Here is a 24,343-nt window from a genome sequence, read left to right as displayed (position 1 = left end):
CAAAAATTTCAGGACTATACACTATGGAAAATGCTGAGAAAATTAAAATAACAATCACTGGAATCCGTGAACCACTGCATGAGGAGATTGGAAGAATACTCGAAAGTTACCATGTGGATTTGACAGGACGTGATGCTTATATCAAGGTGAACGCAGTTGATTTCAGGAAAGGATGCTACACCTCCCCCCGAATTATCGCGGAAGCGATAAAGGCTCTGTATAAAATCGGAGCGGAAAAAGTATATGTTATGGAAAACTCCACCCAAGGAAACTTTACCCGGTTAGTTTTCAAGGTGACTGGAATTGAGAAGGTTGTGAGGGATTGTGGTGCTAAGCCGATATATCTCGATGAAGAAAAAGCGGTGAAGGTGGAAATTGGTGGTTTCCGTGTAGATTTTCCGAAGATCGTTTACAAAGAGATAGTTAATGGTGATTCTTTCTATTTATCAATGCCAAAGCTGAAAACGCACGACATGACGACTGTGACCCTCAATCTCAAGAACCAGTTCGGTTTCATATATCACAAGGATAGGAGAGTTTATCACAGCAAATTCGACTTACATAAATTCATTGCGGCGATTTACGACTTCATAAAGCCGAATTTTTCTATAATTGATGGAGAGTATGCGATTATCCATGGTCATTATCCCCTCGAAAAGATGTTTGAGAAATTCGCTGTTCCGATGGGAATTCTCATCGCAAGCCCCTCAGCCCTTGCTGCAGATATTGTGGCAGCGAGAATGCTGGGCTACGAGGTGGAAGAGGTGAATCACTTGAGGATTGCTGAAGAGAAATACAAAATCGCAGGAAAGATTGAGGTTGAGGGGGAAGATAGAGTTCGGGAAGGATTACAGACCGAAAAGTTCCCCTGCAAACCCCTTGGAATATATCCGAAAGGTGTAACCTTCGTGAAGGGGAAAGAGAGAGCCTGCAATGAAGGATGCTTGGACAATACCCTTATGGTTCTTGAAATGCTTCACGTTGATTATGGGGCAGATGGAGAGTTCTCAATTGTGTTTGGCAAGGGATTTGACAGAGAGGAGATTGAAAACCTTAAGGAGCCTATCCTCGTGGTGGGTAAATGCGCCGCAGAGGAGGTTGGAGAGTTTTTGAAACAAAAATACAAAAGGGTTCGGATAGTTCCCTACTGCAATGACCTTGCTGCTGTAACGGACTCGCTCTTAAAGTTCACGGGGTTGAAGGCTACCGACATCGTCCCAATTTCAACTGCCAGCCTCATAGTGACTCGGCTGAAAGCCAAGCTGCGTGGCTCGACAGCCCTAACACCTTCCATATTCTAACACTGCAGGAGAGTCTGAAGGGAAAACTAAAAAACATGGGAGCAATAAAAGTAGGTGCATGAGAAGTGATGAAGTTAAAAAGGGAATTGACAGGGTAGCTCATAGGGCTCTTCTCAAAGCTCTTGGTGTGACTGATGACGAAATGGATAAGCCCTTCATCGGAGTTGCCAATGCCTACAACACAATTGTTCCCGGACACATGACTCTTGACAAGCTCACGCAGGCTGTGAAGGAGGGAGTATATGCTGCTGGCGGCGTTCCCTTTGAGTTTGGAATAATAGGAATCTGTGATGGTATTGCCATGGGGCATGAGGGAATGTGCTTCTCTTTGCCATCAAGAGAGATTGTTGCTGACAGCATAGAGGCGATGGTTGAGGCCCACAGGTTTGACGGGCTTGTGGTTGTTGCGAGCTGTGACAAAATCATTCCGGGAATGCTGATGGCAATGCTCAGACTCAACGTTCCAACTGTGGCTGTAACTGGCGGTCCAATGCCCTACGAGAGGGTTGGTGGAGAGAAGGTGTCAATCAAGGATGCCTTCGAGGCTGCGGGGATGTATAAGGCTGGTAAGCTTGATGATGCTGGGTTGAAGCTCTACGAGGACTACTGCGCTCCATACTGCGGTAGCTGTCAGGGTCTTTACACGGCAAACAGCATGCAGCTACTCACTGAAACCCTTGGCCTCAGCCTTCCATACTGCTCCACCTCCCCTTGCCCCTCTTCAAGAAAACTCAGAATAGCGAAGCAGAGCGGGAAGAGGGTGGTTGAGCTCGTCAAGCAGGACTTAAAACCCCTTGACTTCGTTAACGAGAGATCGTTTGAGAATGCGATTACGATGGACATGCTTGTCGGAGGCTCAACAAACACCGTCCTCCACCTCCCCGCAATTGCGAAAGAGGCTGGAATAAAGCTGAGTCTCGACCTCTTTGACGAGATAAGCAGAAGAACTCCCCACATTGTCTCAATCGACCCTGCAAGTAAAGAAATGGTTGTTGACCTCGACGAGAGCGGTGGGGTGCCGATGCTAATAAAGAAGGCCAAGAAGTACTTCCATGATGAAATGACGGTTAGCGGAAAGACTCTCTACCAGATTGCCGAGGAGGCGGTTTTGAGGGGCAGAGATATAATACGCTCTCCCGACGACCCGCTCCACAGGGAGGGTGGGATAGCGATTTTAAAGGGTAATTTAGCTGAGAAAGGGGCTGTGATTAAGGCAGCGGCTGTGAGCGAGGATATGATTAGATTTGAGGGTATGGCAAAGGTCTACGACAGCGAAAAGGAGGCTTTGAAGGCAATTCTTGATGGAAAGGTTGAAGAGGGTGATGTGGTGGTTATAAGGTACATGGGGCCTAAGGGTGCGCCAGGAATGCCCGAGATGTTGTTGCCAACCGCAGCTATATCTGGCTTGGGATTACAGAGGGTAGCTTTGATCACAGACGGGAGGTTTAGCGGAGCAACGAGAGGGCCTTGTATTGGTCATGTCTCACCAGAAGCAGCAGTTGGAGGAAACATTGCCCTTGTTGAGAATGGCGATACAATTTTGATTGACATCCCGGAGAGAAAGTTGGAAGTAAAGATTAGCGACGAGGAGATTGCGGATAGAAGGGCGAGGTGGAAACCAAGGGAGAAGGAACTTAAGGGCTATCTGGCGAAATATGTTAGGCTGGTAAAGGGGGCTGAGGAAGGTGCCGCCCTTCTTTGATTTTTTATCCTTCGGCATAGCAACGCTTGCATTTTTTCTGATTTCAATAATAGTTCCGGGCTTCTTCATCTGGGTAGCCTTTAAGGTGCTGAGAAAGGATAGGGGAATCCTTCATTGCGGATTTGCCAACTTTGCCGCCTTTCTTGTTACGGCAGTGGTTTCGCTCCTACTGCATTTCACACCTCTCGTAGTCTTCCTGCCTTTAATCGCCTTTATCCTCTACCTCTACATCCTCAAGACCCTTCTCGATGTGAGCTTCCTCGAAGCCTTTTTAGCCACCATAATCGCTGGAGTGATAATCTTCCTTACGGCCATCGTGCTAATGGTGTTATTTGGAGCATGGATGCTGTTCTTCACTCCACCACCGTCTATGCATCCGACGAGGTTTTAAAATCAGGCTTGGGATAACAGTAAGCGCAAGTCGAATAGAAAAAATTAGGGATCAGTATCAATCTCAATCGAGTTCTGAAGCTCGTTGTATTTTCTGACGGCAGCAATGTTCCTCATCATATAAGCCAAGTCACCCTGAAGCTTCAGCTTCCCCTGCATAATCATGGTAGTTGGGTCAATCTTCTTGAAAATCATCTCCTTAAAAGCCGCATATGGACCACTCAGCTTAAACCTTGCATCATCCTTCTCTCCCGGTGCAACTGGTTCAGCATGCCTTAGCTCACCATGCCAGAAGTCCAGCCAGATATATGAAGCTGCACCTTTAACTTCCTCGATCTTGATTTCTGCCACTTTTGCTGTAAGTTCTTCGTAATTGAGGGAGTCCAAGTCAACATCTTCATCAAGGGAAAGACCCAGTTTGTTTAGAAAGACCTCAGAAGGAGTCCCTTTGTATTTCGCTCTCCTCTCTTTGGGTAACGCGTATATCATTGACAGAAATCCCTTCAAAATTTTCGGATTCTTAAAGTCGTTCAGAGCTTCTTCGTCAACCTCAGAAATGACAAGGTAATCACCTTCCCAGTTCGCTGCAACCTTCTTGTATTCTTCATCACTATTTACAACCCTTTTTAGCTCATCTAACCAATCCTTTGACGGATAAACGACTGCCATAGTGAATAATTAGTAATGGGGCATATTTAAATTTTTGTGAGAGTTTTAAATATTTCTCCACACTACCCATTATGTGGAATTCAATCCCTTCGCGAAGAAGTACCGGAGAGGAATGAAAAGGGTTGCTTTGGTATATCCCAACAGGTATGTTGGTGGAATAGCAAACACTGGCTTACAATACATCTACGCAAAGATTAACGAAATTGATGCAGTATGCGAGAGGTTCTATTCCGACGTTTTTGAGGGTTTAAGGAGTGTTGAATCAGCCACGCCTCTTTCCGAATTTGATGTGGCATTTTTCAGCCTACAGTATGAGGCTGATTACTTCAAAGCTGTTGAGATTCTAAAGAAAAGTGGTTTTAGGGGGATAAAGATAGCTGGCGGTCCATGCGTGATGGAAAACCCTTTACCACTCTTGGATTACTTTGACGCCTTCTTTATCGGGGAAGTTGAGGGAAAGCTTGAGGAGATAGTTAGTGCGAAAAGTGTGGATGAACTCTCAGAAATTCCGGGGATTTTTACGGGAAAAGAGGGGAATGTAAAGAGAGTTTACTCAAAACTGGGTAAGCACATGGAAAGAGAGATAATTAGTGAGGGAGCTTACGGTAGATGCTTTCTTCTCGAAATCGGCAGAGGTTGTGTCAGGAGGTGCAGATTCTGCATAGTTAGGCAAATTTACTTCCCCCCAAGGTGGAGGAGGAAAGAGATGCTTCCAGAAGACGTTGAAACGGGCAAGATTGCAATAATCGCCCCCTCGCCATCAGACCATCCGGAGTTCAGGGAAATCCTTCAGCATTATGTGGAGAAGGGAAAAGAGGTTTCTCCATCTTCTGTCAGGGCAGACACACTTAATGAGGAACTTTCTGAATTGCTAAAAAAAGCAGGAGTCAGCACTTTGACCATAGCTCCTGAAACAGCCTCATCAGAACTTCAGGATGTCATAAACAAAGGGATCGGTGAGGAAGATGTGTTGAACGCTGCTGAGCTTGCATCAAAAAGGTTTGAGAAGGTGAAGCTCTATTATATGGTCGGTCTGCCAGGAGAAGATTTTGAAGATGTGAAGGCGATTATCGAGCAGGCGAGTAGGGTGAAAAAGCTTGTGAGAAGAGTGGAAATTTCAGTCAATCCTTTGGTTCCAAAACCTCACACTCCGCTTCAGTGGATGCCCTTTGGTGGTAAGGAGAATTTAAAAGAGGGGATTGCTGAACTCAAGAAGAAGCTGGGATTTTTAAAGAATGAAGCCAGAAAAGTGGGAATAGAGGCAAATGTTTCTGGTTACAAAGAATTTGCCCTTCAAACCATTCTTTCGAGAGGTGATAGAGAGGTTTCACAGATTCTCGAAGGTGCAAACTACAGAAAGTTCGAGAGGTATTTGGAGGCCATAGACGTTGACTCCACCCTCCCGTGGGACTTTATTGATCACGGATATAAGAAGAGCACGCTTTTGAAGGAATACGAAAAAATAACAAAAACTCTTTAATCATCCTGCTAATCAAAAGGCGATGAAAATTGCAATTTCAGGTAAGGGCGGTGTGGGAAAAACGACTCTTGCAGCAACCCTCGCTCATCTCTTCGCAAAGGATGGCTATAGAGTTACAGCGATAGACTGCGATGCCGACATCAACCTGCCATCAGCGCTTGGTGTGAAGCAAAAACCAAAGCCATTGTCAGAGCTTCACGAAATAATAGAGAAGAGAGTCGTTGGACCAATGGGGATGTATAAACTAAATCCAAAGGTTGATGACGTTTTCGAAGATTATTCCGTCTACAATGAAGATGGTGTTAGGATTTTGGTGCTTGGAACAATCGAAAAGGGTGGAGAAGGATGTTTTTGTCCTGAAAATGCCTTTTTGAGGGCTATACTCAGGCATGCGATTTTCAAGCGGGAAGATGTGCTGATTTTAGACATGGAAGCCGGGATTGAGCATCTCGGGAGGGGGACTGCGAGAGGGGTTGATCTGCTTATTGCAGTTATCGAACCCGGAACCAGAGCCGTTGAGACCCTTGAGAGAATAGAGAAGCTTGGGAAGGATATTGGAATAGAGACAATTTCGGTTGTTGTGAACAAGTTCATAGAGTCGGAGAAAGCAAAGGAGTTGATTTCGGGGGTAAGATACCCAATTCTTGGTATTATTCCCTACAACCAGTGCTTTGTTACCGCTGACCTTGAAAACATCCCGCCCTACAAGGTTTGCGATTTAAAACCCTTTGAGGAGATAAAAAGAAAGGTTGAGGAGTTAGTAAAATGAAGCTGGGAGTTGTTACGAGGAAGGGGAAGAGACAGGAAGATGTAAGAATGTTCTCTCAGTTTTTTGAGGTAAAGATTTACGAGCTTCCAGAGGAACTTCCTGAGCTGATAGATGAACCTGAGAGGTTTTTGAAGCTCCCAGAAGATTTTGACGTGGACATGATCGTTTCCTTCGCCGCTCACCCTGATATCAACCTTGAGCTGATAAAACAGGCTGCAGAAGCCGGCATAAAGCTCATCATAGTCTCGGGAGGGGCAAAGGGGGGAGCATACAAGCAGCTAAAGGAGGAAGGAGAGAGAAGAGGGGTGAAGGTTGTGTGGGAGGAGATTTGCTGTGCAACTCCCAAGGTAGAAGATGAACAGACGAAGGAGTTTTTTGAGCATTTTGGCGCTCCGGAGGTTGAGGTTGAGATTGAAGGTGGAAAAATTAAGGACGTTAAGGTGAAGAGGGCAGCATTTTGCGGAGCAACATACTACGTTGCCGAGAAGATTAAAGGAGTAAGTCTGGAGGAAGCTCCAACCAAGGCGGGATACTATACACAGATTTTTCCCTGTTTAGCTTCCAGAGGGCATGATGGAGGGATTCACAAGGCTGCGAGAGCCCACAAGAGGGCGGTGGAGAGAGCCATTGAGAGGGCGTTAGGTTAGCCATTCCGTGATGTATTTCACTGAGATTCCAAGAATAAGGAAGGAAAGAAGAATCCTCAATTTTCTCTCCTCAATTCTTCTCTGGAGTTTCGAACCGATGAAGATGCCCAATGCCCCTCCCATTCCCATTGCCACTCCATTGGTGAAATCTGGGGGATAACCGAGGGACGTGTAGGAGGCTATGCCAAAAACAGAGGCTGCAAAAGTCCCAATCAGGTTTGCACCGGCTATGGCTTTGATTGGAAGGCCGAAAAGTGAAACAAGCATTGGAGCCATGAGTGCCCCACCACCAATCCCATAAGCTGAGGCGACAATCCCAATAACGAAGGAGGTGAGCGCGACGACAACAGGACTGAAAGTGAAGTTGCTCTCGGCAAATTTGAATTCCACTTTTGTGGCAGAAGCTTTCAGAACCATCACATCTCCCTCAATCCGTTTTGACTTTGAAAAAAGCAATCTCAGTCCAAGATAGAGTAGAACCAAGGCAACGAAGAGTTTGAAGATTTTAACATTGCTCAGCAAAGTTACTCTGACAAGGGAGCCGAGGTATATTCCGGGCAGAAAGCCAGTAACGAGGGAGGCGGCGAGGGAGGAGATAAATCTCCGTTCCCTCCAGAAGTTAAACGCTCCTCCTGGAATTGACATAACGTTATACAGGAGATTTGTGGAGTTTGCAACTGGAGAGGTTACACCAAGAACGCTAATTTGGAAGGGTAAAAGCAAAAAAGCTCCTGTAACTCCGGCAGGGGAACATATAAGACCTATGACAAAGGCGGCAATGAAAGGTAGGGGCATGGTTTTTCTTTTTTAAGAGACTATAAAGAGTTTACCAACTTCGGCAACTCATACAACATTAAAGTGGGGGCTACATTTAAATACAATAACAGGAAAACCGAGTTCGTGGAGGATCAGGAAATCGAAGTGATTAAGCTTCTGGAAGAAAATGGGAGAATGAGTGTTGAGGAGATGGCAGAAATTCTGGCACTTCCCAAAGAGAGGGTGGAGGAGACAATCAAAAAACTTGAAGATGAGGGAGTCATTCTCAAATACAAGGCTATAATAGACTGGGAGAAAGTTCACGAGGATTTTGTGTATGCCCTGATAAATGTAAAGGTTTCTTTGACGAGGGAGAAGGGATATGACGATATAGCAAAGAGAATTGCAAAGTTTCCTGAAGTTCATGCTGTAAGGCTCGTCAGTGGTGAGTATGATTTTCAAGTTGTTGTCAAGGGTAAGAGTTTGAAGGATATAGCCTTCTTCGTTGCAGAGAAAATATCAACGATTCCTGAAGTGAGGGACACCTTCACCCATTTCGTGCTGAGAACTTATAAGGAAGAGGGAGTAAACCTTTTTGAAGATGAAGAAGATAGGAGGCTTGCCTTTGTCCCGTAGAGTTGCAAAAAAGGTTGAAGAGCTGAAACCATCGGGAATACGGAGGTTTTTCGACTTAGTTGTTGGAAGGGATGATGTAATAAGCCTCGGAGTTGGTGAACCCGATTTCCCTGTGCCTTGGAGAATCAGGGAGGAGATGATATACTCTCTGGAGAAGGGATTCACCTCTTACACCTCTAACCTTGGTTTACCGGAGCTAAGAGAGGGTATCGCCGAGTATTATACGAGATTTGGTGTCAGAGCTTTGCCAGAGCAGATTTTGATTACCTCTGGTGTAAGTGAGGGAGTTGATCTGGCAGTAAGAACGCTGATTGAGCAGGGAGATGTGGCTTTAGTTCCAGAGCCCTGCTATGTTAGCTATAAACCACTGGTGGAGATATGTGGTGGGGAGGTTGTTACAATACCAACAGCTCCAGATTTCAAGCTCACGTATGAGATGCTCATGGAATATGCTGATGCCAAGGCGAAGATTCTGGTTCTGAACTATCCTGCGAATCCTACAGGTGTGAGCTACTCAAAAAAAGAGCTTGAGGAGATAGCTGATGCTGTTAACGAGATGGACTTAATCGTCCTGTCAGATGAAATTTATGCAGAACTGACCTATACCGGCAGACACGTTTCCATTGCGTCGCTTGATGGAATGGAGGATAGAGTTGTAGTGCTCAACGGATTTTCGAAGGCATTCGCGATGACTGGTATGAGGGTTGGCTACGTTATCGCCCCACCAGACATCTTTGCTGGAATGCTGAAGATACATCAGTATTGCATGCTCTGCGCTCCGATAACCGGTCAGATTGGGGCGATTGAAGCTTTGAAGAGTCTGGACGAGGTTGACAGGATGCGGGCGGAGTATATGAGGCGCAGAAACTTCGTGGTCAAAAAACTAAGCGAAGTATTTGAGCTGAAAAAGCCCGAAGGAGCATTCTATGCATTTCCTAAGATTTCCTCAGCAGGAATGTCGAGCGAGGAGTTTGCAGAAGGATTGTTGATGAAGAAAAACGTAGCAGTTGTTCCCGGAAATGCCTTTGGAGAGTGTGGAGAGGGATATATAAGGATGGCCTATGCAGTTAAATTTGAGAAGCTCAAGGAAGCTATTGAAAGGATAATTGAATTTGTTGATGAGTATGGCGAGGGTTAAGGTAAAGCTGTTTGCCAACTTCAGGGAGGCTGCCGGGGTTAAAGAGATAGATATAGATGTGGATAGGGTTGCTGATGTTCTTGAAAAGCTTGGCGAGGAATTTCCAAAGCTCAGAGAGCTGTTTTATGAAGAGGGGAGGCTGAGGGAGTACGTGAACATAATGGTTAACGGCAGAAACCTCAGGGGAAATGTTGACTACAGGCTGCAGGATGGAGACGTTGTTGCGATATTTCCACCAGTCAGCGGGGGTTTATGAATAAAACTTTCAATTTCGAAAGATAAATTTTTTATTCCATCAAACTTTATTTAATTTGGATGGACAGCAAAGCAGTCTCACCTCTTATCGGATTTGTTTTGCTTCTGGCAATAATCATGGGGTTCATAGGTATTGTTCAGTCCCGCTGGGTTCCTGAGTGGAATAAGGCTGTTGAGGCTGAGCATTTATCAAAGCTTGAGTCTGAGATTTCAGAAATCCCAAAAATCATGTTTATTTCAGCCACTACTGGAAAGCAGGGGACTGTAAGCATAGATGCGGGTTGTGAATACCCGAGCAGAGGATTTTTGATAAATCCGCCCACAGCATCAACAACTGTAACAGCAGTCCCGCTCAGGATAGAAGTTGAATTTAACGAGACGATGCCCAATGGGAGCATATTTCATTACAGTCCTGTTAATTTTACCACTTATGCAATCGTCGTTCAGCCGAATTACTTTTACACGCAAAGACCAAAGATAATCATTGAGCACTCGGCAATCATTGAAACCAGCGGAGGTTCGGCGATTAACATCTCTTCGCCAATCTCCTTTGCAAAGAATAAAGTTCACCTTTTCATCGTAAACGCCACGTTTGGTTCGATTTCAGCAAATCGTCTTCTGAATCTTCAGTTTAACCCTGTTTCTTATGGTGGAGATGTTTTTGTCAAGAATGCAACAATAACGGTAAAAGTGTTAAATGAGGCTTTTGACTGGTGGAATAAAACTTTGAAGGATATTTTTGGAGCGGGCAACGTTACGGCAGATAAAAACAGCAAAAAAATAACCATTGAGCTTTTCAACACAACACTGAGCACGAGCTACCTGATAGCTCAGGTTTCGAGTGGTGGGAGTGTTAAAGTTAGTGAGAGTGTTGAACCTTATAGAATCGTGCCTCTCTCCAACAACACGCTCTCTATGTTAGAAAGTGAGCAGAGAGAAGTGAGTGTTAAAGTTCTTGACATTTATAGTAACCCTGTCCGGGGATATCCGTATGTAGGCTTATCCGTAGTATCTGGAAGCGATAAATGCCGTATTGTGTCATCTTCCCCGCAGACGGATGAAGAAGGAAAATTCAAGGCTACAGTTGAGGCATTGAACGCTGGAAATTGTAAGATTGAGTTTTTGTTGTATAAGATAAGCTCACAATACAATAAAACGACATATTCCATAACCGTTTCTACCTTAAGCGGAGGAAGTGGAGGAGGCTTTTCAGCATATTTCAGTCCTGCAGCTAAGGGTTTAATTGATATCTATCATGGACCCATTGATGGATTCATTAACTCATCAAATCCACCCGTAGAAACCCCAAGTGATTTAATTAATGATGCGAGTTGGGACCAGTACAGTAATGACGATGTAGAGCTGGCTGCATACAATGACGGGTATTATAGCTGGTGGACTGGCTATGTTAACTATCTGGAAGAATATCGAAGTAATGCTAAATCTACTCAAAGTAGCCAAAGGAATCACGCTTCTCAATTGTTTGAGTTCAATGTTGGAGATGTGCAGATAAATAGTTTGAAAGTCCTTTGGAATGGTATCGCTTGGTTGGGTGGACAAAACAACCGAAATGACGGAGTTGTGCTATACGTTTGGAACGGGAGTAGTTGGGAATATCTCTGCGACACGACATCAAGTAGCGAAGTGTGGTTAGAGTGTCAGAAAACTGGCAATTTTATAAACAACGGAAAGGCGTATATTCTTATCGTTCAAAACCACTGGACACAAACGTGGAGCGGTAATGAAGATTCGTACATCTACACTGATTACATAGAACTCGATCTGTTTACTTAACGCCATTTTATGCTTCTGACTACCCAACCAAAACCAACTCCAAACCAAACCTTCTCAGACGCTCAAAGTCCCTGTCCATAGTCACCAGTGGTAGCTTGTGGGCTATACAGATTGAGCCGATAAAAAGGTCTCTTATCCCCGTCATCTTCCCATCTTTTTTAATTTTCCCATAAATATTAGCTGCTACTTCCGCAGCCCTGTCATCAAGGGGCAACCTCTCAAAGGAGTTAAGCAAATCCATCTCCCTCAGTTTTGGAACTCCGACAAGTATCTCGAAACTTGTTATGGTGGTTATGTAGAAGTAGGTATCCACTGATAAAACTTTTTTGAAAATTGATTCATTACCCCTCGCTATCTCGATGATCACATTTGTGTCAAGGATTGTCCCCATTTTTCAAAATCCTCCTTGAGGGCGTCAATTTTACTTTTCGCTTCCGTGTATTCCTCCTCACTAAGTACACCAAAAATCTTCACGAGAGCATCCGTATTACCCTTTCTACTTTTCAGAAGCTCCCTTATCACCTCTGAAAAACTCCTATTTCCCTTTATTCTCACAAGCTCCTCGTAAACGTCATCAGCTATTGTCACAGTCTTTACCATATTTAAGTTGAGTGCATTCAACTTATAAAAATTGCGCTGGGGAAAAAAGATATGCAGAAACTGAACTCGGTGTGAACATGCGTGCTGACATTGTATCGTGGATTGGATCACAATAAAATTATAAGCCAACCTAACCAAAAAAGATTAATGGAATTCCTCAGAAAGAACGCCAACAAATTCTTGGAAAAGGCTGAAGAAAGTATGAACAGAGGTGAGTACAACTTCGCAATGTTTTTCGTTGAACAGTTTTTCCAGCTCAGTTTGGAGTACCTGATAGCAAAGAGGTATGGAGATTTTCCAAAAACACACAGTTTGAAAGTACTTTTCGAGCTTATAAAAGACGAAAAACTGATCTGCTTTTACAGGGAACATATCGACGCGCTTAGGGACATAGAGCTGGCATACATCGCTTCAAGATACTTTGACGTTGAATACTCAAAAAAGGTTGCTGAAAACAGCTTAAAATTGGCCAAAACGTTCGCTGAGGTGACGAGAATTGTTTGAATACTACAAAATGCTCGAAAAAAATAAGGAAATGTTCGACAACGCCCTGTCTATCGCCAAAGAAATTAAAAACAGGGCGAGGAAAATTTTTGCGGATTGCGAGGTTTACATAGTGGGCAGTTATGTAAAAGGTACCCACACTCTGTCATCCGATTTCGATGTACTCATAGTTTCAGACGACATCCCAGAAAAAATGGACTTTGAGTGGTACAGAGACACCGTGAAAAACCTCACTGACGACCACAGGATCAACATCCACCTGCTGAACAAAAAGAAGTTTAAAGACCTGGAGAAGATGTACTCACCACGTTTACCGGTTTGATTCCGTTCTACGACAACAGCAACCCCAAAGCAAATCCAGCTATAGCCCCGAAGTTCACAAATGGCAGTCCGGGGTGTGCACCACCCCTCTTCTCGACAATATAGAGCAGCAACATGAGACCGACAAAACCGCCAAGGAGTGAGAAAAGAGCTGTTAACTTTATAAACCCCACTTCCGGAGAGTTTGTAAAGGCTTGGGCTGAAACAACAAGTATGTTGGGCATAACAACATCCCCTACGCCCATGTAGGCATTTCCATCTTTTTTCGGAATAACAAATAGCATGGGAGCGTTAATGGATGTCACAGACTCAGCAAGGCTAAGCATGTGTTTTGTTCTGTAAACAGATATGAAATCGTAGGCAGCAAGAATCACAAGGAGAATTACAACAGGCAGGGGTTCGAGGCTTATACCAAAAATGGCTGTAATGCCCGCTGCGAGCATCAATGCCGAGAAATTGATGAGAAGCCAATGTGGCTTTTTTGCAAGCAGTGCAACAACAACAGCGGCAAAGATGAGCGATATCCCACCAACAAACGGAGATAATACATAGAATATTGATAGAAACGTCAGAAAGTAAATAACGGCTTTTAAAACCACAGAGTATTTAACTGCAAGAAGAATGAAGGCTGTGAATGCTACAATCAGACCAAAGTAAAGCAATGAGTTGGAAACATCTGATGGATTCTCGAAAACGACCATTCCTGCCTCTTTATACTTTGGAGTCGCTCCCAAGGCTAATAAAGCCGTCAAGATAAAAATAAATCCGAAAAGATATCTCAACCTACCACCCTAAGCCTGACCGGCAATCCTCTCGCCAGAGCGAGTCTTAAATTCTTTCCCCCCTCTTTATCCTTCCTAATCCTTATCCAGCCCTTTCTGCTCACAAGAGCCGAAAACAAATACTCATCACCCGCATACACGTCAACTGTTCTGCCTTCCAACCCCTTCGCCTGAATCACGTAATGCTTTCCAGTTTCCTCAACCTCTGCCTCAAACTCCCCATCAAACTCTTTCGGCACAACGTCTATTGAAAGCTGCAGTTCTTCTTCAATGTTTCTTATCCTCCTACCCTTTCTGCCTATGAGGGTTGATACCATTCTCTCAGGCACCTTAACCACGGCCTTTCTACCCACGAGTTCGATTTCGTAATCATCAACGTATCTGCTGATTTTCTCCTCCAACGCTGCTTTCAGCTTTTCGTCGCTCTCTATCGGCATAACAACTACCTGCTCACCATAAGTGTATATCTCGAATTCAAGCTTCTTGGTTTCGAAGTCTCTGACCTCAATCACGGGTCTTGCCAAGTCAGCCTCAAACATTCCTGTAGGGACTTTAACGGTGAAGTTAAGCTCGTAAACCTTCACAATCTTGCCAGACTCTATGAAAACAACCGTGTCAACAACTTGGGGTATCATTCCAAGCTCTACTCTACCTATCATCCTCTGAATTGCATCAACAGCCCTCGTTGCGTGCGTGACACCGATCATCCCCACCCCTGCCAAACGCATATCTGCAAAGACCTGAAAATCCGAGGTTCTCCTCAGCTCGTCGTAAATCGTGTAGTCCGGCCTTACTAAAAGCAGAATATCTGATGTTAAGGACATATCTCCTTCAAGCGGGGCGTACTGGGTTATCTCATCACTTACCATCAGGTCTCTCGGACTCTCCATCGTTTTCACAACATAGCCATTTTCAAGCAGGAAGTTTGCGACACTCGCAGCAAACGTTGATTTGCCCGCTCCCGGTGGGCCAGCAATAAGTATTCCTCTTTGCCTCTCAACGATCCTCCTTTTCAGCTCCTCGCTAACGCCATATTCATCTATGGACACCCGAGCTATGGGCCTTACAGCGGTTATTTCCATCCTATCGGCGAAGGGTCTTTCAGCGATGGCAATTCTTAATTCCCTGAGCTGAACAACAGTTGCCCCCCTTCTTTCTATCTCCACACTGCTGTCTTCATCCTGCCTTGCAGCCTCCAGTATTTCATTGGCGATAGTATTGAGTTCTTCATAGCTCATAGGTCTGTTATCGAGCTTGACAAGCTTTAAATCACCAATCTTCCCCTTTTTGGCATAAGGCGGAACACCCTCTCTTAAGTGAACGCTGGCAGTGTCTGGGGTAAAAAAGGACATGATACGAGTGTCTTCAGGTTTTATTATCTTAGGCCTCACGTAAATTGTTTCAATTCCCTTTGCCTTCGCCACAAGATGCTGAACTCTGTCGGAAGTAACGAGAATGGCGTTAAACTCATCCGCAACCTCCCTGATAAGGTTATCTATCTCTCCACCTCTTGCCAGTCTAATGTGCTCAAGTGTGGGCCTCTTTCCAGCAAAGATTACCTCAAAGCCCCTCTCCTTTGCCAGCTTGATTATCTTCTCCACCTCATTAAGACCCTGAAAACCTGACATCTTGCCGAAGTTTGCCTGAGCCTCAAGCTCTGCTATCACGGCTTCAGGGATAATTATCGTCCCTTTAACCTCTCCGCTCTCCAGCATTTTTGAGAATCTACCTGAAATTACAACACTCGTATCAACAACGTATTTCATCATCCAACCTCCTGTAGAAGCATGAATAATTTCCGGTGTGACATGCATTACCATTCTGTTCAACTAAATACAATAAAGCGTCACAATCGCAGTCGTATCTGATTTCAACAACTCTCTGAACATTTCCTGAGGTTTCACCTTTCATCCACAATTTTCTTCTGCTCCTGCTCCAGTAGTGGGCATAACCCGTTTTAAGGGTTAGCTCAACTGCTTCTTTATTGGCGTAGGCGAGCATGAGCACTTCTTTCGTGTTTATATCCTGAGCGATGACAGGAATTAGACCTTTTTCGTTGAATTTTAGAGTTTTAAGTTCCATGACCAAAGTTACGACGGATGATAAAAAATACTTTCTGGAGTATGAATTGGATAGTGGAGTTACAAGTTTTTCAATATCGCTTGATTTTTAAGGTGGATGTGCAAGAATTCATCATGATTGCAGATGTATACATCGAGCTCAAGGAGGGTGTTGCTGATCCAGAGGGTGAAGCGACACTGAAAGCACTCCGCCTTCTCGGTTTTAAGAGGGTGAAGAAAGTGGCAAGTGTCAAGGTTTTCCGAATAGACATTGAAGCAAGGAGCAAGGAGGAGGCTGAGAAAGAAATTGCAGAGATGTGCGAAAAACTGTTGGCAAATCCTGTCATTCAGAAATACAGCATAGTCTGGAGAGAGTGAGAGTATGTACAGGAAAGTAAATGTCCCCTTCGAGCTTTATGAGATTCAGATTCTTACTGCAAGTGATGAAGAACTTGCCAGAATCAGCGAAGAAATGGGTCTTGCCCTAAACGTTGATGAAATGAAGAGGATCAAAGAATACTTCCGCAGCAAGGGCAGGAACCCCTATGACATTGAACTCCAAAGCCTTGCCCAGGCGTGGAGCGAGCACTGCTGCTACAAGAGCTCGAAGTACTACCTCAGACAGTACCTGCTTGAGGCTGCCGAAGCGGATTATGTCATCTCAGCCATAAAGGAGGATGCGGGTGTAGTGGAGTTCGATGATGAATATGCATACGTTACAGCCTTTGAGAGCCACAATCATCCATCTGCCATCGAGCCATATGGTGGCGCTGCTACTGGCATAGGAGGGATATTAAGGGATGTCCTGTGTATGGGCGCCCAGCCTATTGCCTTAATAGACCCACTGTTTTTCGGGAATCTTGACACACCCTACGAGGGACTGCCAAAGGGAACAAAGCACCCGCTCTATCTGCTAAAAGGTGTGGTTGCGGGTATAAGGGATTACGGCAACAGGGTTGGAATTCCCACGGTTGCAGGAATGGTCTTCTTCGACGATTCATATCTAACAAATTGTCTGGTTAACGTGGGCTGTGTGGGGATTGTTAAGAAAGATAAGATTACTCACAGCAGAGCTGGCGGACCGGGAGATTTGTTCGTGCTTGCTGGAGGTAAGACGGGAAGGGATGGGATTCATGGAGTGACCTTTGCCTCGGCTGAACTTGACGAGAAGAGCGAGGAGGAAGCGAGAGGTGCTGTGCAGCTCGGAAATCCCATCATGAAGGAACCCCTAATCCATGCATGTCTTGAGGTTGTGGAGAAAGGCCTGCTGACGGGAATGAAGGATTTGGGTGGAGGTGGGCTTAGCTGTGTCATCGGAGAGATGGCTTTGGCTGCTGGTTACGGAGCGGAAGTGTATCTGGACAAGGTTCCGCTGAAGGAGGAGGGAATGGCTCCGTGGGAAATCTGGATTTCCGAGAGTCAGGAGAGGATGATGCTGACAGTGAGACCTGAGCATATTGATGAAGTGCTTTACATCTTTCAGAAGTGGGATGTTCCGGCAACTGTGGTTGGAAAGGTCATTCCGGAAAAGATTACCAGAATATACTACAAGGGATATAAGATATACGAGATGGACACGGAGTTCGTGACAGCTGGCCCTGAATACTGCCGCCCCTACATCTCAAAAAAGCCTGAAAAGGAGCTACATGAAGAAATTGAGCCACCAGCAGATTACGTCAAAGTATTCATGAAAATGCTGTCCCACCCAAATGTTGCATTTAGGGATTGGATAGTCAGACAGTATGACCATGAAGTTAGGGGCTCTACTGTCTTAAAACCCTTACAGGGAAGAATGAATTATGAAACGCACGGAGATGCTGCAGTTATAAAACCCACAAAGTCTTTCAAAGGTTTGGCAATAACCGCTGATGTCAATCCGTGGATGTGCAAAATTGACCCATACTGGGGGGCAGCGAGTTCTTTCGACGAGATGGTGAGAAATCTTGTGGCGGTAAATGCCATTCCGCACTCCTTCAACGACTGCCTGAACTTTGGCAATCCGGAGAAGCCGGAGAGAATGGGAGAGTTCGTTGAGTGTGTCAAGGCAATAGGGTGGATGGCTAAAGGAACCGCAATTCCGTGCGTGAGCGGGAATGTGAGCTTTTACAACGAAACACCTTATGGGGCTGTTGCTCCCACTCCGTCGCTTCTCGGCATCGGAGTGGTAGAGGATGTAAGGAAGGCGATAACAAGCGATTTCAAGGGGAATGGAATTGTTATTCTGGTTGGCGAGACGGAAAAGGAATTTGGCGGCAGCCTATACTCGGTGGTGATGGGGCAGAGGTGTCACAGGGTGCCAAGAACTTCTCCTGAAAGGCTAAAAGCTTACACGGATGCGATGCTTGAATCATTCAAAAAATTCGAGGTGATGGCGTGTCATGACATTAGCATGGGTGGTCTTGCTGTTGCGGTTGCAGAGATGAGCTTCGGTAGGGGGGTTGGCTTTGAGGCTGCAAGAGAGTTGAGCTTCATCGAGCTTTTCTCGGAATCCAACACCAGATGGGTCGTTGAGCTTAAAGCTGAGGACGCGGAGAGCTACGTTGAATTTTTCAAGAATAGGGGACTGAAGGCTGAAGTCATTGGTTACAGTGAAGGAGAGATGTTGAACTTCAAGACATTCGCCATTGGCCTTGGCGAGGCAGATAAAGCGTGGAGGAGGGGGATGTCAGAATACTTGGTTTAAATTAAAAATGAGAAACCTTAAGTATTGGTAAAACTATTATTTCTTTGCCTACGGGGGTGCAATCCTTGAAATTTCAAGACATAGTCTACGAAAAGGATGGGAGAGTTGCTACGATAATCATAAACCGCCCTGAAAAGCTTAACGCCTGTACACCTGTGACAGTTTACGAGATTAGCAGGGCTTTCATTGATGCATGGACTGACAGAAAAATTGGAGTTATTGTTTTCACTGGTGCAGGGGATAAAGCCTTCTGCGTTGGTGGAGATCAGTCCATCAGAGATTTAGGAGGATATAGGGGATACAGTAGCGAGGAACTTAAGGGGACGATTGCTGCTTTACCGCTGGAAGTGGGATGGCAGATTGTCACCTTTCTAATCAGACACGTACCCAAACCAGTAATCGCAAGGGTTAACGGTTACGCAGTTGGTGGGGGGCATGTTTGGCAGGTAAACTGTGATCTTTCCATTGCAAGCGATAAGGCAAAATTTGGCCAGGCGGGGCCGAGGGTTGGGAGCTTCGACCCGGGATTCGGAACTGGGGATTTGTGGAGAAATGTAGGGATGAAGAGGGCAAAGGAAATCTGGTTCCTATGCAGGCTTTATTCAGCAGAGGAAGCGCTGAAAATAGGGCTTGTGAATGCTGTTGTACCTCACGAGAAGCTGGATGAGGAAGTCAGGAAGTGGTGCGAGGAGTTGCTGGAGAAAAGCCCAACAGCTCTGAAGATGCTGAAATATGCATTTCTCGCCGATACAGAAGGTTTAGCAGGCATAACGGAGCTTGGAGTTGGGGGGTTAAGTCTTTACTATGGCACCGAAGAATCAATCGAGGGTAGGAATGCCTTCATGGAGAAAAGAAAGCCCGATTTCTGGAAGTATGTTGAAGGAGGTGATTGAATGAAACTGGAAGATGTTAGAGTTATTGGCGTTATTGGGGCTGGAGTTATGGGCCACGGAATAGCTCAGGTTGCTGCGAGAAGCGGATACGATGTCGTTATGGTGGATGTAAGCGAGGAGGTGTTGAGGAAGGCAATGGAGCTCATCGAATCAGGACCTTTCGGTCTAAAAAGGCTGGTAGAGAAGGGAAAAATGAGTGAGGAGGAGGCAAAGCAGTGTTTGGACAGGATAAAGACCTCTACATCACTCGAAAGTTTGAAGGATGCAGACTTTATAATCGAAGCCGTTACTGAGAACGCTGACCTTAAGAAAAAGATATTTTCAGAACTCGATAAAATCTGCAAGCCTGAAACCATCATCGCCTCCAACACCTCTGCAATCATGATATCCGACCTTGCAACTGCTGTAGAAAGGAAGGACAAATTCGTAGGGATGCACTGGTTCAATCCTGCTCCGGTCATGAAGCTCATCGAAGTTATTAGAGGAGCCATGACCTCTGACGAGACCTTCAACCTCACTGTAGAGCTTTCAAAAAAGATGGGTAAAATCCCAATCGAAGCTGGAGACGGGCCTGGATTTTTCACAACCAGATTCATTAATTCATGGCTTGTCGAAGCTATAAGGCTGTTTGAGATTGGAGTTGGCGGGATAAGGGAGATAGACGAGATGTGCAAGCTCGCCTTTGGCTTCCCTATGGGGCCTTTCGAACTTATGGACTTAATTGGCCTCGATACGGTCTTGCACATCGCAGAGTATATGTATGAGGAAACGAAGGAGCAACATTATGCTGCCCCCATAACACTGAAAAAGCTGGTTTTCTCTGGCTATCTTGGAAGAAAGCCCGGCAGCAAGGGAGGCTGGTATGATTTCTATGGCATCGAGAAATGAATTCTCTCTTTTTTCTTCCTCAATATTACTAATCGTAATTTAACACTGACTCAACATTACAAAAGTTTATATACCTTAACATGCTGCTGAATGCATGGCCAAAACCGTTGAGGAGATTAATCAGAAAATCAAAGAGGGAAACGTTGTAGTTGTCACTGCTGCCGAGATGAAAGAGATTGTAGAGGAACTTGGGGCTGAGGGTGCTGCAAAGGAGGTGGATGTTGTCACAACTGGCACATTTGGAGCGATGTGTTCAAGTGGAGCTTTTTTCAATTTCGGTCATGCTGACCCACCAATTAAGATGCAGAGGGTGTGGATGAATGATGTTGAAGCCTACACTGGCGTTGCTGCTGTTGATGCCTATCTCGGTGTGACCCAGCTTTCAGAGAGTGTTGAAGAGTATGGCGGAGGGCATGTTATAGAGGAGCTCGTCAGGGGCAGAGAAGTTGAACTCAAGGCAACTGCCTACGGAACAGACTGCTATCCAAGAAAGGAAATCGTTACCGAAATTTCTCTTGAGGATGTCAACCAGGCGGTCATGCTTAACCCAAGAAACGCCTATCAGAGGTATAATGCCGCAACTAACAGCTCGAACAGGCTTCTGAGGACTTACATGGGCACTCTGCTACCAAACTTCGGCAATGTCACTTTTGCAGGCACAGGAGAAATCAGCCCCCTCAACAACGACCCCGAATACAGGACAATAGGTATTGGAACAAGAATATTCCTCTGTGGGGCCAAAGGCTACGTTATCGGGGAGGGGACGCAGCATGCACCGCCCTACGGAACTCTTATGGTTAAGGGAAATCTGAAGGAGATGAAGCCCGAATATATGAAGGCAGCTTACTTCCCCGGTTACGGTGCAACACTTTTCGTTGGTGTTGGGATACCAATTCCAGTTCTCGATGCAGAGATGGCAAAGTTCACAGCTGTGAGAAATAGCGAGATAGAGACAAACATCCTCGACTTCGGTGTTGCGAGGAGAGGTAGGCCAGTGGTAAGGAAGGTGACCTACGAGGAGCTAATCAGCGGAAAAGTTGAGATAAACGGCGAAGAAGTAAGAGTTTCTCCACTCTCAAGCTTCTATATGGCAGAGAAGATAATGGAAGAACTCAAGAAAGAGATTGAAAAAGGAGACTTTCTCCTGACGAGCCCGGTAGACAGAATTCCCACGAAGGAAGTCTTCAAGCCCATGAGACAGAGAGAAATAAAGGTTGTGAAGAGCGTTATGGTTAAAGCATACACAATCCCACCAGAAACTCCGATTGAGGAGGCTGCCAGGCTGATGATAGATAAAGGGCTCAACCATTTGCCAGTGGTTGAAAAGGATGCTCTTGTGGGTATAATCACATCGTGGGATATTGCCAAAGCTGTGGCGAGGAACAGAAAAGGGATGGTTGGGGAGATAATGACGAAAAATGTCATCTACACATATCCTGACGAACCGGTGGAGGTTGCAGCGAGAAAAATGGAAAAGAACGACATCTCAGCGTTGCCTGTAGTGGATTCGAAGAAGAGGGTTCTTGGGATTGTGACAAGTGAAGATTTGAGCAGGTTGATAGCGAGGTGATTAAAAGTGAGGTTGTTACTGAGATTTGACTCGAAGACTGTTAGAGAGCCAGTGATTTCCAGAACCACTCTCGAAACAAGAGCCTTAATAAACATCCTCAGAGCATCAGTTGGAGCGAGGAGAGGAGAGATACTCATAGAAGTTGAGGACAAGAAAGCCAAAGAGATAGAGGGAGTTTTGGAGAGACTTGGTGTTGATGTGGTAGAGCTTGCAGAGGCTGTCCAGAAAGATGATGAACTATGTGTACACTGTGGAGCATGCGTGAGCATCTGTCCAACTGAGGCGATAAGTTTCAACGGAGAGAAGAAGGTGGTAATAACCGCAGAAAAATGTGTACACTGTGGAGCATGCGTGAAGGTTTGCCCCACGAAAGCTCTCAACCTTCCCCTTTAATCTTTGGAATCTTTATTTCAAAAACAGTCCCTTTGGGCACACCATCTTTTACCTCAATTTTTCCACCGTAGATGGTAACTATCCTTTTTGCAATGTAAAGTCCCAATCCTGTTCCTTCGCCCGTTGTAAACCCCTCTTCGAAAATCTTCTCCTTTATCTCGTCTGGAATACCTCTTCCAGTATCTGAGATTTTTATGATTCCACACTGCCCATCTGAAAATGTCTCTATCTTTATTTTGATCCCGTCATCTTTCCCGTGAACAATAGCGTTGTGGATTATGTTGTTTATTATCGTTTTCAGTCCCTCGTTTGCCAGAACGGTAACTTTTTCAAGTTTTAAATCGAATTCTACATCTTTATAGTAGTCTACCACCTCTTTTACGGCTTCATCAATGTCTACAGGTTTAAGCTCTTCAAGCGCCTTTTCGAGCTCTCTTGCATCCTCAATAAGCCTGATAGTGTAGTCAATCTTCCTTAGGGTTACAGGAACCACTCTTTCTACTTCCTTGGGTTCCTCTCTGATTATCTCCAGCACACCTCTTATTGCAGTGATGGCATTCGCAATATCATGTCTCATAACCTTATTAAGAAATGCAAGATACTCACTCTTCCTCTTTAGCTCTTCATTGAGTCTGTGAATCTCTGTGGTATCAATAGCTGTGGCTGCAACTGCTGGTTCTCCTTTGTAGGTAACTCTGCCGGGTCTTGCAGTGACCCACCTCACCTCACCACTTTTTGTTATTATCCTCCAGCTGTAGGTTTCGGTCTCTCTCAAACCCTTCTCTCTCTCGACATACCTCCTGTAGACAACCTCTCTATCCTCTGGATGTATGAGAAAAAATGGTTCCTTACCCACTATCTCTTCTTTCCTGTATCCCGTAACTTCCTCGAAGGCTTTGTTGACGTAAACCATTACGCCATTCTGAAGGAGGTAAATTGGAGTTAGAGAATCCTCAACGAGGGTTCTGTAAAATTCTTCACTTTCCTTTAACATCTGTTCCAGTTTTTTTGCCCTCGTTACGTCAATCCAGTTTCCAATGTAAAGTTTTTCCCCTTCGTAGGTGACTGGGACTGTGAACCCCCACACCCATCTTTCCTTACCACTCTTTGTTAAGTATCTGCTCTCGTAGAAGGTTGGCTTGTCTGTTTGCGAGAGTTCAAGGAACATCTGGATTAACCTTTCTCTGTCATCGGGATGTGCAAGCTCGAAAATGGAATTGAAGGAGTATATTTCCTCTTTTGAATACTCAGTAGCCCTTTCAACAACATCGTTAACGTAGATAACCTTGCCAGATTCATCTGTGATGTATATGGCCGCTAAGGATTTATCGGCAACATTTTTCCAGAATCTTGTATCAAATATATTTTCTTTCATTCTATCGGTGAAAAACTAAATTGTTGTTTATTTAAGTTTAACCAATATCACTTCTCAGTTCGACGCTTTTTTAGAAGAGATGGAAGATGAATGATGTATCTGCCATCCTCTTGCAGTGCAATCACGATTCCTTCACCTTGAAGAAGCTTTTCTATGTTTATTTCGTATCTTCCCGGTGAGATTATTCTGACGGTTTCTATACCCATCTGCGTAAGTTCTCTCTTAATCTCCTGCTCAACCTCTTCTTTCTTTACTTCTCTTTTCTCATCTGGAACGTAGAGGAACTTATTGTTTCCACATTCACAACCGTTGAGTAACCGCATGTCACCCGTAGGATACAGTTTTCCACATTTGGTGCATCTGTGAGCCATTTTGACCACTATATCTGTACAAGTGCCTTTATCATATCCTCCTGCTTTTCGAGAGTCTTCAGCCTATTTGCAGGACCTATTACTGTCAGTCTTCCCTGTTTCTTGCCGAAAAGTCTTGATAGGAAGGTTCTCTCCCTTGCAGGATATGATTCTACTTCAATCCCGATGAACTTGTCATGGTCTATCTCAAGCATCGTCATTTCTATGAGCTTTGTTTCCTCCTCGGGAGTTAGGCCAGTCTCCAGAACGACTATCTTGCCCTCTTTTACACTATCCAGTATCATTCTGAGTTTTTCCATTGATGGCATTTTTTCGAGCATGTCCTTGGATATCAAATTCATCTGCACTCCTTCCATTTCCACCACC

The 24,343-nt window shown here is 45.0% G+C and carries 28 protein-coding genes; 18 read left to right on the top strand and 10 right to left on the bottom strand.

Annotation, left to right across the window (positions count from 1 at the left end; translation table 11 throughout):
- The 3 genes from BP688_RS11005 to BP688_RS10995 all read left to right on the top strand — a co-directional run.
- Positions 1–1,301, top strand: a 1,301-nt coding sequence (locus BP688_RS11005; protein WP_290624650.1) for a DUF362 domain-containing protein, incomplete at its 5' end; no start/stop codon positions are given.
- 58 nt (positions 1,302–1,359) lie between these two features.
- Entirely contained in the window at positions 1,360–3,003 is a 1,644-nt protein-coding gene (ilvD, locus tag BP688_RS11000; RefSeq protein WP_290623535.1) for a dihydroxy-acid dehydratase, read from the top strand.
- Entirely contained in the window at positions 2,987–3,394 is a 408-nt protein-coding gene (locus BP688_RS10995; protein WP_290623533.1) for a hypothetical protein, read from the top strand. Before ilvD ends, BP688_RS10995 begins: the two co-directional genes overlap by 17 nt.
- Positions 3,395–3,438: 44 nt before the next feature.
- On the opposite strand, the gene BP688_RS10990 is transcribed toward BP688_RS10995, so the two are convergent.
- Positions 3,439–4,062 (bottom strand): SCP2 sterol-binding domain-containing protein, encoded by a 624-nt coding sequence (locus BP688_RS10990; RefSeq protein WP_290596972.1) that lies wholly within the window; start codon positions 4,060–4,062, stop codon positions 3,439–3,441.
- A 73-nt stretch (positions 4,063–4,135) separates the two neighbouring features.
- Here BP688_RS10990 and BP688_RS10985 point away from each other — a divergent pair, with 73 nt between their 5' ends.
- The 3 genes from BP688_RS10985 to BP688_RS10975 are packed head-to-tail and all read left to right on the top strand — an operon-like array spanning position 4,136 to position 6,958.
- Entirely contained in the window at positions 4,136–5,542 is a 1,407-nt protein-coding gene (locus BP688_RS10985; RefSeq protein ID WP_290596973.1) for a radical SAM protein, read from the top strand.
- Between the two features lie 22 nt (positions 5,543–5,564).
- Positions 5,565–6,311, top strand: coding sequence for an ATP-binding protein (locus BP688_RS10980; RefSeq protein WP_290596974.1), 747 nt, complete (start codon positions 5,565–5,567; stop codon positions 6,309–6,311).
- A complete protein-coding gene (locus BP688_RS10975) occupies positions 6,308–6,958 on the top strand; it encodes a DUF166 domain-containing protein (protein ID WP_290596975.1) in 651 nt (216 codons plus the stop codon). Before BP688_RS10980 ends, BP688_RS10975 begins: the two co-directional genes overlap by 4 nt.
- Here BP688_RS10975 and BP688_RS10970 read toward each other — a convergent pair.
- Positions 6,950–7,753 (bottom strand): sulfite exporter TauE/SafE family protein, encoded by an 804-nt coding sequence (locus tag BP688_RS10970; RefSeq protein ID WP_290596976.1) that lies wholly within the window; start codon positions 7,751–7,753, stop codon positions 6,950–6,952. The genes BP688_RS10975 and BP688_RS10970 overlap by 9 nt on opposite strands.
- 105 nt (positions 7,754–7,858) lie before the next feature.
- On the opposite strand from BP688_RS10970, the gene BP688_RS10965 reads away from it, so the two are divergent.
- From BP688_RS10965 to BP688_RS10950, 4 genes are read left to right on the top strand one after another with little or no spacing between them, the layout of a single operon-like run.
- A complete protein-coding gene (locus BP688_RS10965; protein ID WP_290596977.1) occupies positions 7,859–8,350 on the top strand; it encodes an Lrp/AsnC family transcriptional regulator in 492 nt (163 codons plus the stop codon).
- Complete coding sequence (locus BP688_RS10960) at positions 8,316–9,488, top strand: pyridoxal phosphate-dependent aminotransferase (protein ID WP_290596978.1); 1,173 nt, start codon at positions 8,316–8,318, stop codon at positions 9,486–9,488. The genes BP688_RS10965 and BP688_RS10960 overlap by 35 nt, the downstream gene beginning before the upstream one ends.
- Positions 9,475–9,744: a ubiquitin-like small modifier protein 1 gene (locus BP688_RS10955; protein WP_290596979.1), complete on the top strand. Its 270-nt coding sequence runs from the start codon at positions 9,475–9,477 to the stop codon at positions 9,742–9,744. The genes BP688_RS10960 and BP688_RS10955 overlap by 14 nt, the downstream gene beginning before the upstream one ends.
- 59 nt (positions 9,745–9,803) lie before the next feature.
- Positions 9,804–11,537: an Ig-like domain-containing protein gene (locus tag BP688_RS10950; protein ID WP_290596980.1), complete on the top strand. Its 1,734-nt coding sequence runs from the start codon at positions 9,804–9,806 to the stop codon at positions 11,535–11,537.
- 19 nt (positions 11,538–11,556) lie between these two features.
- Here BP688_RS10950 and BP688_RS10945 read toward each other — a convergent pair whose 3' ends face one another.
- Both BP688_RS10945 and BP688_RS10940 read right to left on the bottom strand, forming a co-directional pair.
- Positions 11,557–11,928, bottom strand: a complete 372-nt coding sequence (locus BP688_RS10945) for a type II toxin-antitoxin system VapC family toxin (RefSeq protein ID WP_290596981.1) — start codon at positions 11,926–11,928, stop codon at positions 11,557–11,559.
- On the bottom strand, positions 11,901–12,137 hold the full coding sequence (locus BP688_RS10940; protein WP_290596982.1) for an antitoxin VapB family protein: 237 nt from the start codon (positions 12,135–12,137) through the stop codon (positions 11,901–11,903). Before BP688_RS10940 ends, BP688_RS10945 begins: the two co-directional genes overlap by 28 nt.
- A 147-nt stretch (positions 12,138–12,284) precedes the next feature.
- On the opposite strand from BP688_RS10940, the gene BP688_RS10935 reads away from it, so the two are divergent.
- Together BP688_RS10935 and BP688_RS10930 are read left to right on the top strand one after the other, a co-directional pair.
- Entirely contained in the window at positions 12,285–12,641 is a 357-nt protein-coding gene (locus tag BP688_RS10935) for a HEPN domain-containing protein (protein ID WP_290596983.1), read from the top strand.
- Positions 12,634–12,963: a nucleotidyltransferase domain-containing protein gene (locus BP688_RS10930; RefSeq protein ID WP_290596984.1), complete on the top strand. Its 330-nt coding sequence runs from the start codon at positions 12,634–12,636 to the stop codon at positions 12,961–12,963. Before BP688_RS10935 ends, BP688_RS10930 begins: the two co-directional genes overlap by 8 nt.
- A gap of 7 nt (positions 12,964–12,970) precedes the next feature.
- On the opposite strand, the gene BP688_RS10925 is transcribed toward BP688_RS10930, so the two are convergent.
- The 3 genes from BP688_RS10925 to hisI are packed head-to-tail and all read right to left on the bottom strand — an operon-like array spanning position 12,971 to position 15,826.
- On the bottom strand, positions 12,971–13,744 hold the full coding sequence (locus tag BP688_RS10925) for a presenilin family intramembrane aspartyl protease PSH (RefSeq protein ID WP_290596985.1): 774 nt from the start codon (positions 13,742–13,744) through the stop codon (positions 12,971–12,973).
- Positions 13,741–15,510 carry a PINc/VapC family ATPase gene (locus tag BP688_RS10920; protein ID WP_290596986.1) on the bottom strand — a complete coding sequence of 590 codons (1,770 nt, stop codon included), beginning with the start codon at positions 15,508–15,510 and terminating at the stop codon, positions 13,741–13,743. Before BP688_RS10920 ends, BP688_RS10925 begins: the two co-directional genes overlap by 4 nt.
- On the bottom strand, positions 15,494–15,826 hold the full coding sequence (hisI, locus tag BP688_RS10915) for a phosphoribosyl-AMP cyclohydrolase (RefSeq protein WP_290596987.1): 333 nt from the start codon (positions 15,824–15,826) through the stop codon (positions 15,494–15,496). The genes BP688_RS10920 and hisI overlap by 17 nt, the downstream gene beginning before the upstream one ends.
- Before the next feature lie 113 nt (positions 15,827–15,939).
- On the opposite strand from hisI, the gene purS reads away from it, so the two are divergent.
- The 6 genes from purS to BP688_RS10885 all read left to right on the top strand — a co-directional run bounded on the left by purS (position 15,940) and on the right by BP688_RS10885 (position 22,231).
- Entirely contained in the window at positions 15,940–16,182 is a 243-nt protein-coding gene (purS, locus tag BP688_RS10910) for a phosphoribosylformylglycinamidine synthase subunit PurS (protein WP_349677331.1), read from the top strand.
- Between the two features lie 4 nt (positions 16,183–16,186).
- Entirely contained in the window at positions 16,187–18,487 is a 2,301-nt protein-coding gene (gene purL / locus BP688_RS10905) for a phosphoribosylformylglycinamidine synthase subunit PurL (protein ID WP_290623531.1), read from the top strand.
- A 65-nt stretch (positions 18,488–18,552) separates the two neighbouring features.
- Positions 18,553–19,380, top strand: a complete 828-nt coding sequence (locus BP688_RS10900) for an enoyl-CoA hydratase-related protein (protein WP_349677328.1) — start codon at positions 18,553–18,555, stop codon at positions 19,378–19,380.
- Positions 19,381–20,268, top strand: coding sequence for a 3-hydroxyacyl-CoA dehydrogenase NAD-binding domain-containing protein (locus BP688_RS10895; protein ID WP_290623530.1), 888 nt, complete (start codon positions 19,381–19,383; stop codon positions 20,266–20,268). It abuts the gene before it with no gap.
- Positions 20,269–20,362: 94 nt separating this feature from the next.
- Positions 20,363–21,838: a homocysteine biosynthesis protein gene (locus BP688_RS10890; protein WP_290596992.1), complete on the top strand. Its 1,476-nt coding sequence runs from the start codon at positions 20,363–20,365 to the stop codon at positions 21,836–21,838.
- A 6-nt stretch (positions 21,839–21,844) separates the two neighbouring features.
- Positions 21,845–22,231 carry a 4Fe-4S binding protein gene (locus BP688_RS10885; RefSeq protein WP_290596993.1) on the top strand — a complete coding sequence of 129 codons (387 nt, stop codon included), beginning with the start codon at positions 21,845–21,847 and terminating at the stop codon, positions 22,229–22,231.
- On the opposite strand, the gene BP688_RS10880 is transcribed toward BP688_RS10885, so the two are convergent.
- Genes BP688_RS10880 through BP688_RS10870 form a run of 3 tightly spaced genes read right to left on the bottom strand, consistent with a single transcriptional unit; the run spans position 22,215 to position 24,333 of the window.
- Positions 22,215–23,606: a PAS domain S-box protein gene (locus BP688_RS10880; RefSeq protein WP_290623528.1), complete on the bottom strand. Its 1,392-nt coding sequence runs from the start codon at positions 23,604–23,606 to the stop codon at positions 22,215–22,217. The genes BP688_RS10885 and BP688_RS10880 overlap by 17 nt on opposite strands.
- 47 nt (positions 23,607–23,653) lie before the next feature.
- The gene (locus BP688_RS10875) at positions 23,654–23,977 is read right to left on the bottom strand and encodes a Zn-ribbon domain-containing protein (RefSeq protein ID WP_290596995.1); all 324 of its coding nucleotides are present in this window, start codon (positions 23,975–23,977) and stop codon (positions 23,654–23,656) included.
- An 8-nt stretch (positions 23,978–23,985) separates the two neighbouring features.
- Positions 23,986–24,333 (bottom strand): DUF2073 domain-containing protein, encoded by a 348-nt coding sequence (locus BP688_RS10870; protein WP_290623526.1) that lies wholly within the window; start codon positions 24,331–24,333, stop codon positions 23,986–23,988.
- Positions 24,334–24,343: the final 10 nt, after the last annotated feature.

Origin of the sequence: Archaeoglobus sp. UBA230 (genome assembly GCA_002507545.1) — an archaeon.
Taxonomy (GTDB): domain Archaea; phylum Halobacteriota; class Archaeoglobi; order Archaeoglobales; family Archaeoglobaceae; genus Archaeoglobus.
This window is presented reverse-complemented; position numbering and strand designations above follow the sequence as displayed.

Coding starts and splice junctions, on each gene's coding strand:
- BP688_RS10880 (WP_290623528.1), bottom strand. CDS start 23,606: ATGAAAGAAAATATATTTGATACAAGATTCTGGAAAAATGTTGCCGAT.
- BP688_RS10975 (WP_290596975.1), top strand. CDS start 6,308: ATGAAGCTGGGAGTTGTTACGAGGAAGGGGAAGAGACAGGAAGATGTA.
- BP688_RS10875 (WP_290596995.1), bottom strand. CDS start 23,977: ATGGCTCACAGATGCACCAAATGTGGAAAACTGTATCCTACGGGTGAC.
- purL (WP_290623531.1), top strand. CDS start 16,187: ATGTACAGGAAAGTAAATGTCCCCTTCGAGCTTTATGAGATTCAGATT.
- BP688_RS10955 (WP_290596979.1), top strand. CDS start 9,475: ATGGCGAGGGTTAAGGTAAAGCTGTTTGCCAACTTCAGGGAGGCTGCC.
- BP688_RS10945 (WP_290596981.1), bottom strand. CDS start 11,928: ATGGGGACAATCCTTGACACAAATGTGATCATCGAGATAGCGAGGGGT.
- hisI (WP_290596987.1), bottom strand. CDS start 15,826: ATGGAACTTAAAACTCTAAAATTCAACGAAAAAGGTCTAATTCCTGTC.
- BP688_RS10895 (WP_290623530.1), top strand. CDS start 19,381: ATGAAACTGGAAGATGTTAGAGTTATTGGCGTTATTGGGGCTGGAGTT.
- ilvD (WP_290623535.1), top strand. CDS start 1,360: ATGAGAAGTGATGAAGTTAAAAAGGGAATTGACAGGGTAGCTCATAGG.
- BP688_RS10960 (WP_290596978.1), top strand. CDS start 8,316: ATGAAGAAGATAGGAGGCTTGCCTTTGTCCCGTAGAGTTGCAAAAAAG.
- BP688_RS10990 (WP_290596972.1), bottom strand. CDS start 4,062: ATGGCAGTCGTTTATCCGTCAAAGGATTGGTTAGATGAGCTAAAAAGG.
- BP688_RS10940 (WP_290596982.1), bottom strand. CDS start 12,137: ATGGTAAAGACTGTGACAATAGCTGATGACGTTTACGAGGAGCTTGTG.
- BP688_RS10920 (WP_290596986.1), bottom strand. CDS start 15,510: ATGAAATACGTTGTTGATACGAGTGTTGTAATTTCAGGTAGATTCTCA.
- BP688_RS10935 (WP_290596983.1), top strand. CDS start 12,285: ATGGAATTCCTCAGAAAGAACGCCAACAAATTCTTGGAAAAGGCTGAA.
- BP688_RS10980 (WP_290596974.1), top strand. CDS start 5,565: ATGAAAATTGCAATTTCAGGTAAGGGCGGTGTGGGAAAAACGACTCTT.
- purS (WP_349677331.1), top strand. CDS start 15,940: ATGATTGCAGATGTATACATCGAGCTCAAGGAGGGTGTTGCTGATCCA.
- BP688_RS10890 (WP_290596992.1), top strand. CDS start 20,363: ATGGCCAAAACCGTTGAGGAGATTAATCAGAAAATCAAAGAGGGAAAC.
- BP688_RS10950 (WP_290596980.1), top strand. CDS start 9,804: ATGGACAGCAAAGCAGTCTCACCTCTTATCGGATTTGTTTTGCTTCTG.
- BP688_RS10870 (WP_290623526.1), bottom strand. CDS start 24,333: ATGGAAGGAGTGCAGATGAATTTGATATCCAAGGACATGCTCGAAAAA.
- BP688_RS10970 (WP_290596976.1), bottom strand. CDS start 7,753: ATGCCCCTACCTTTCATTGCCGCCTTTGTCATAGGTCTTATATGTTCC.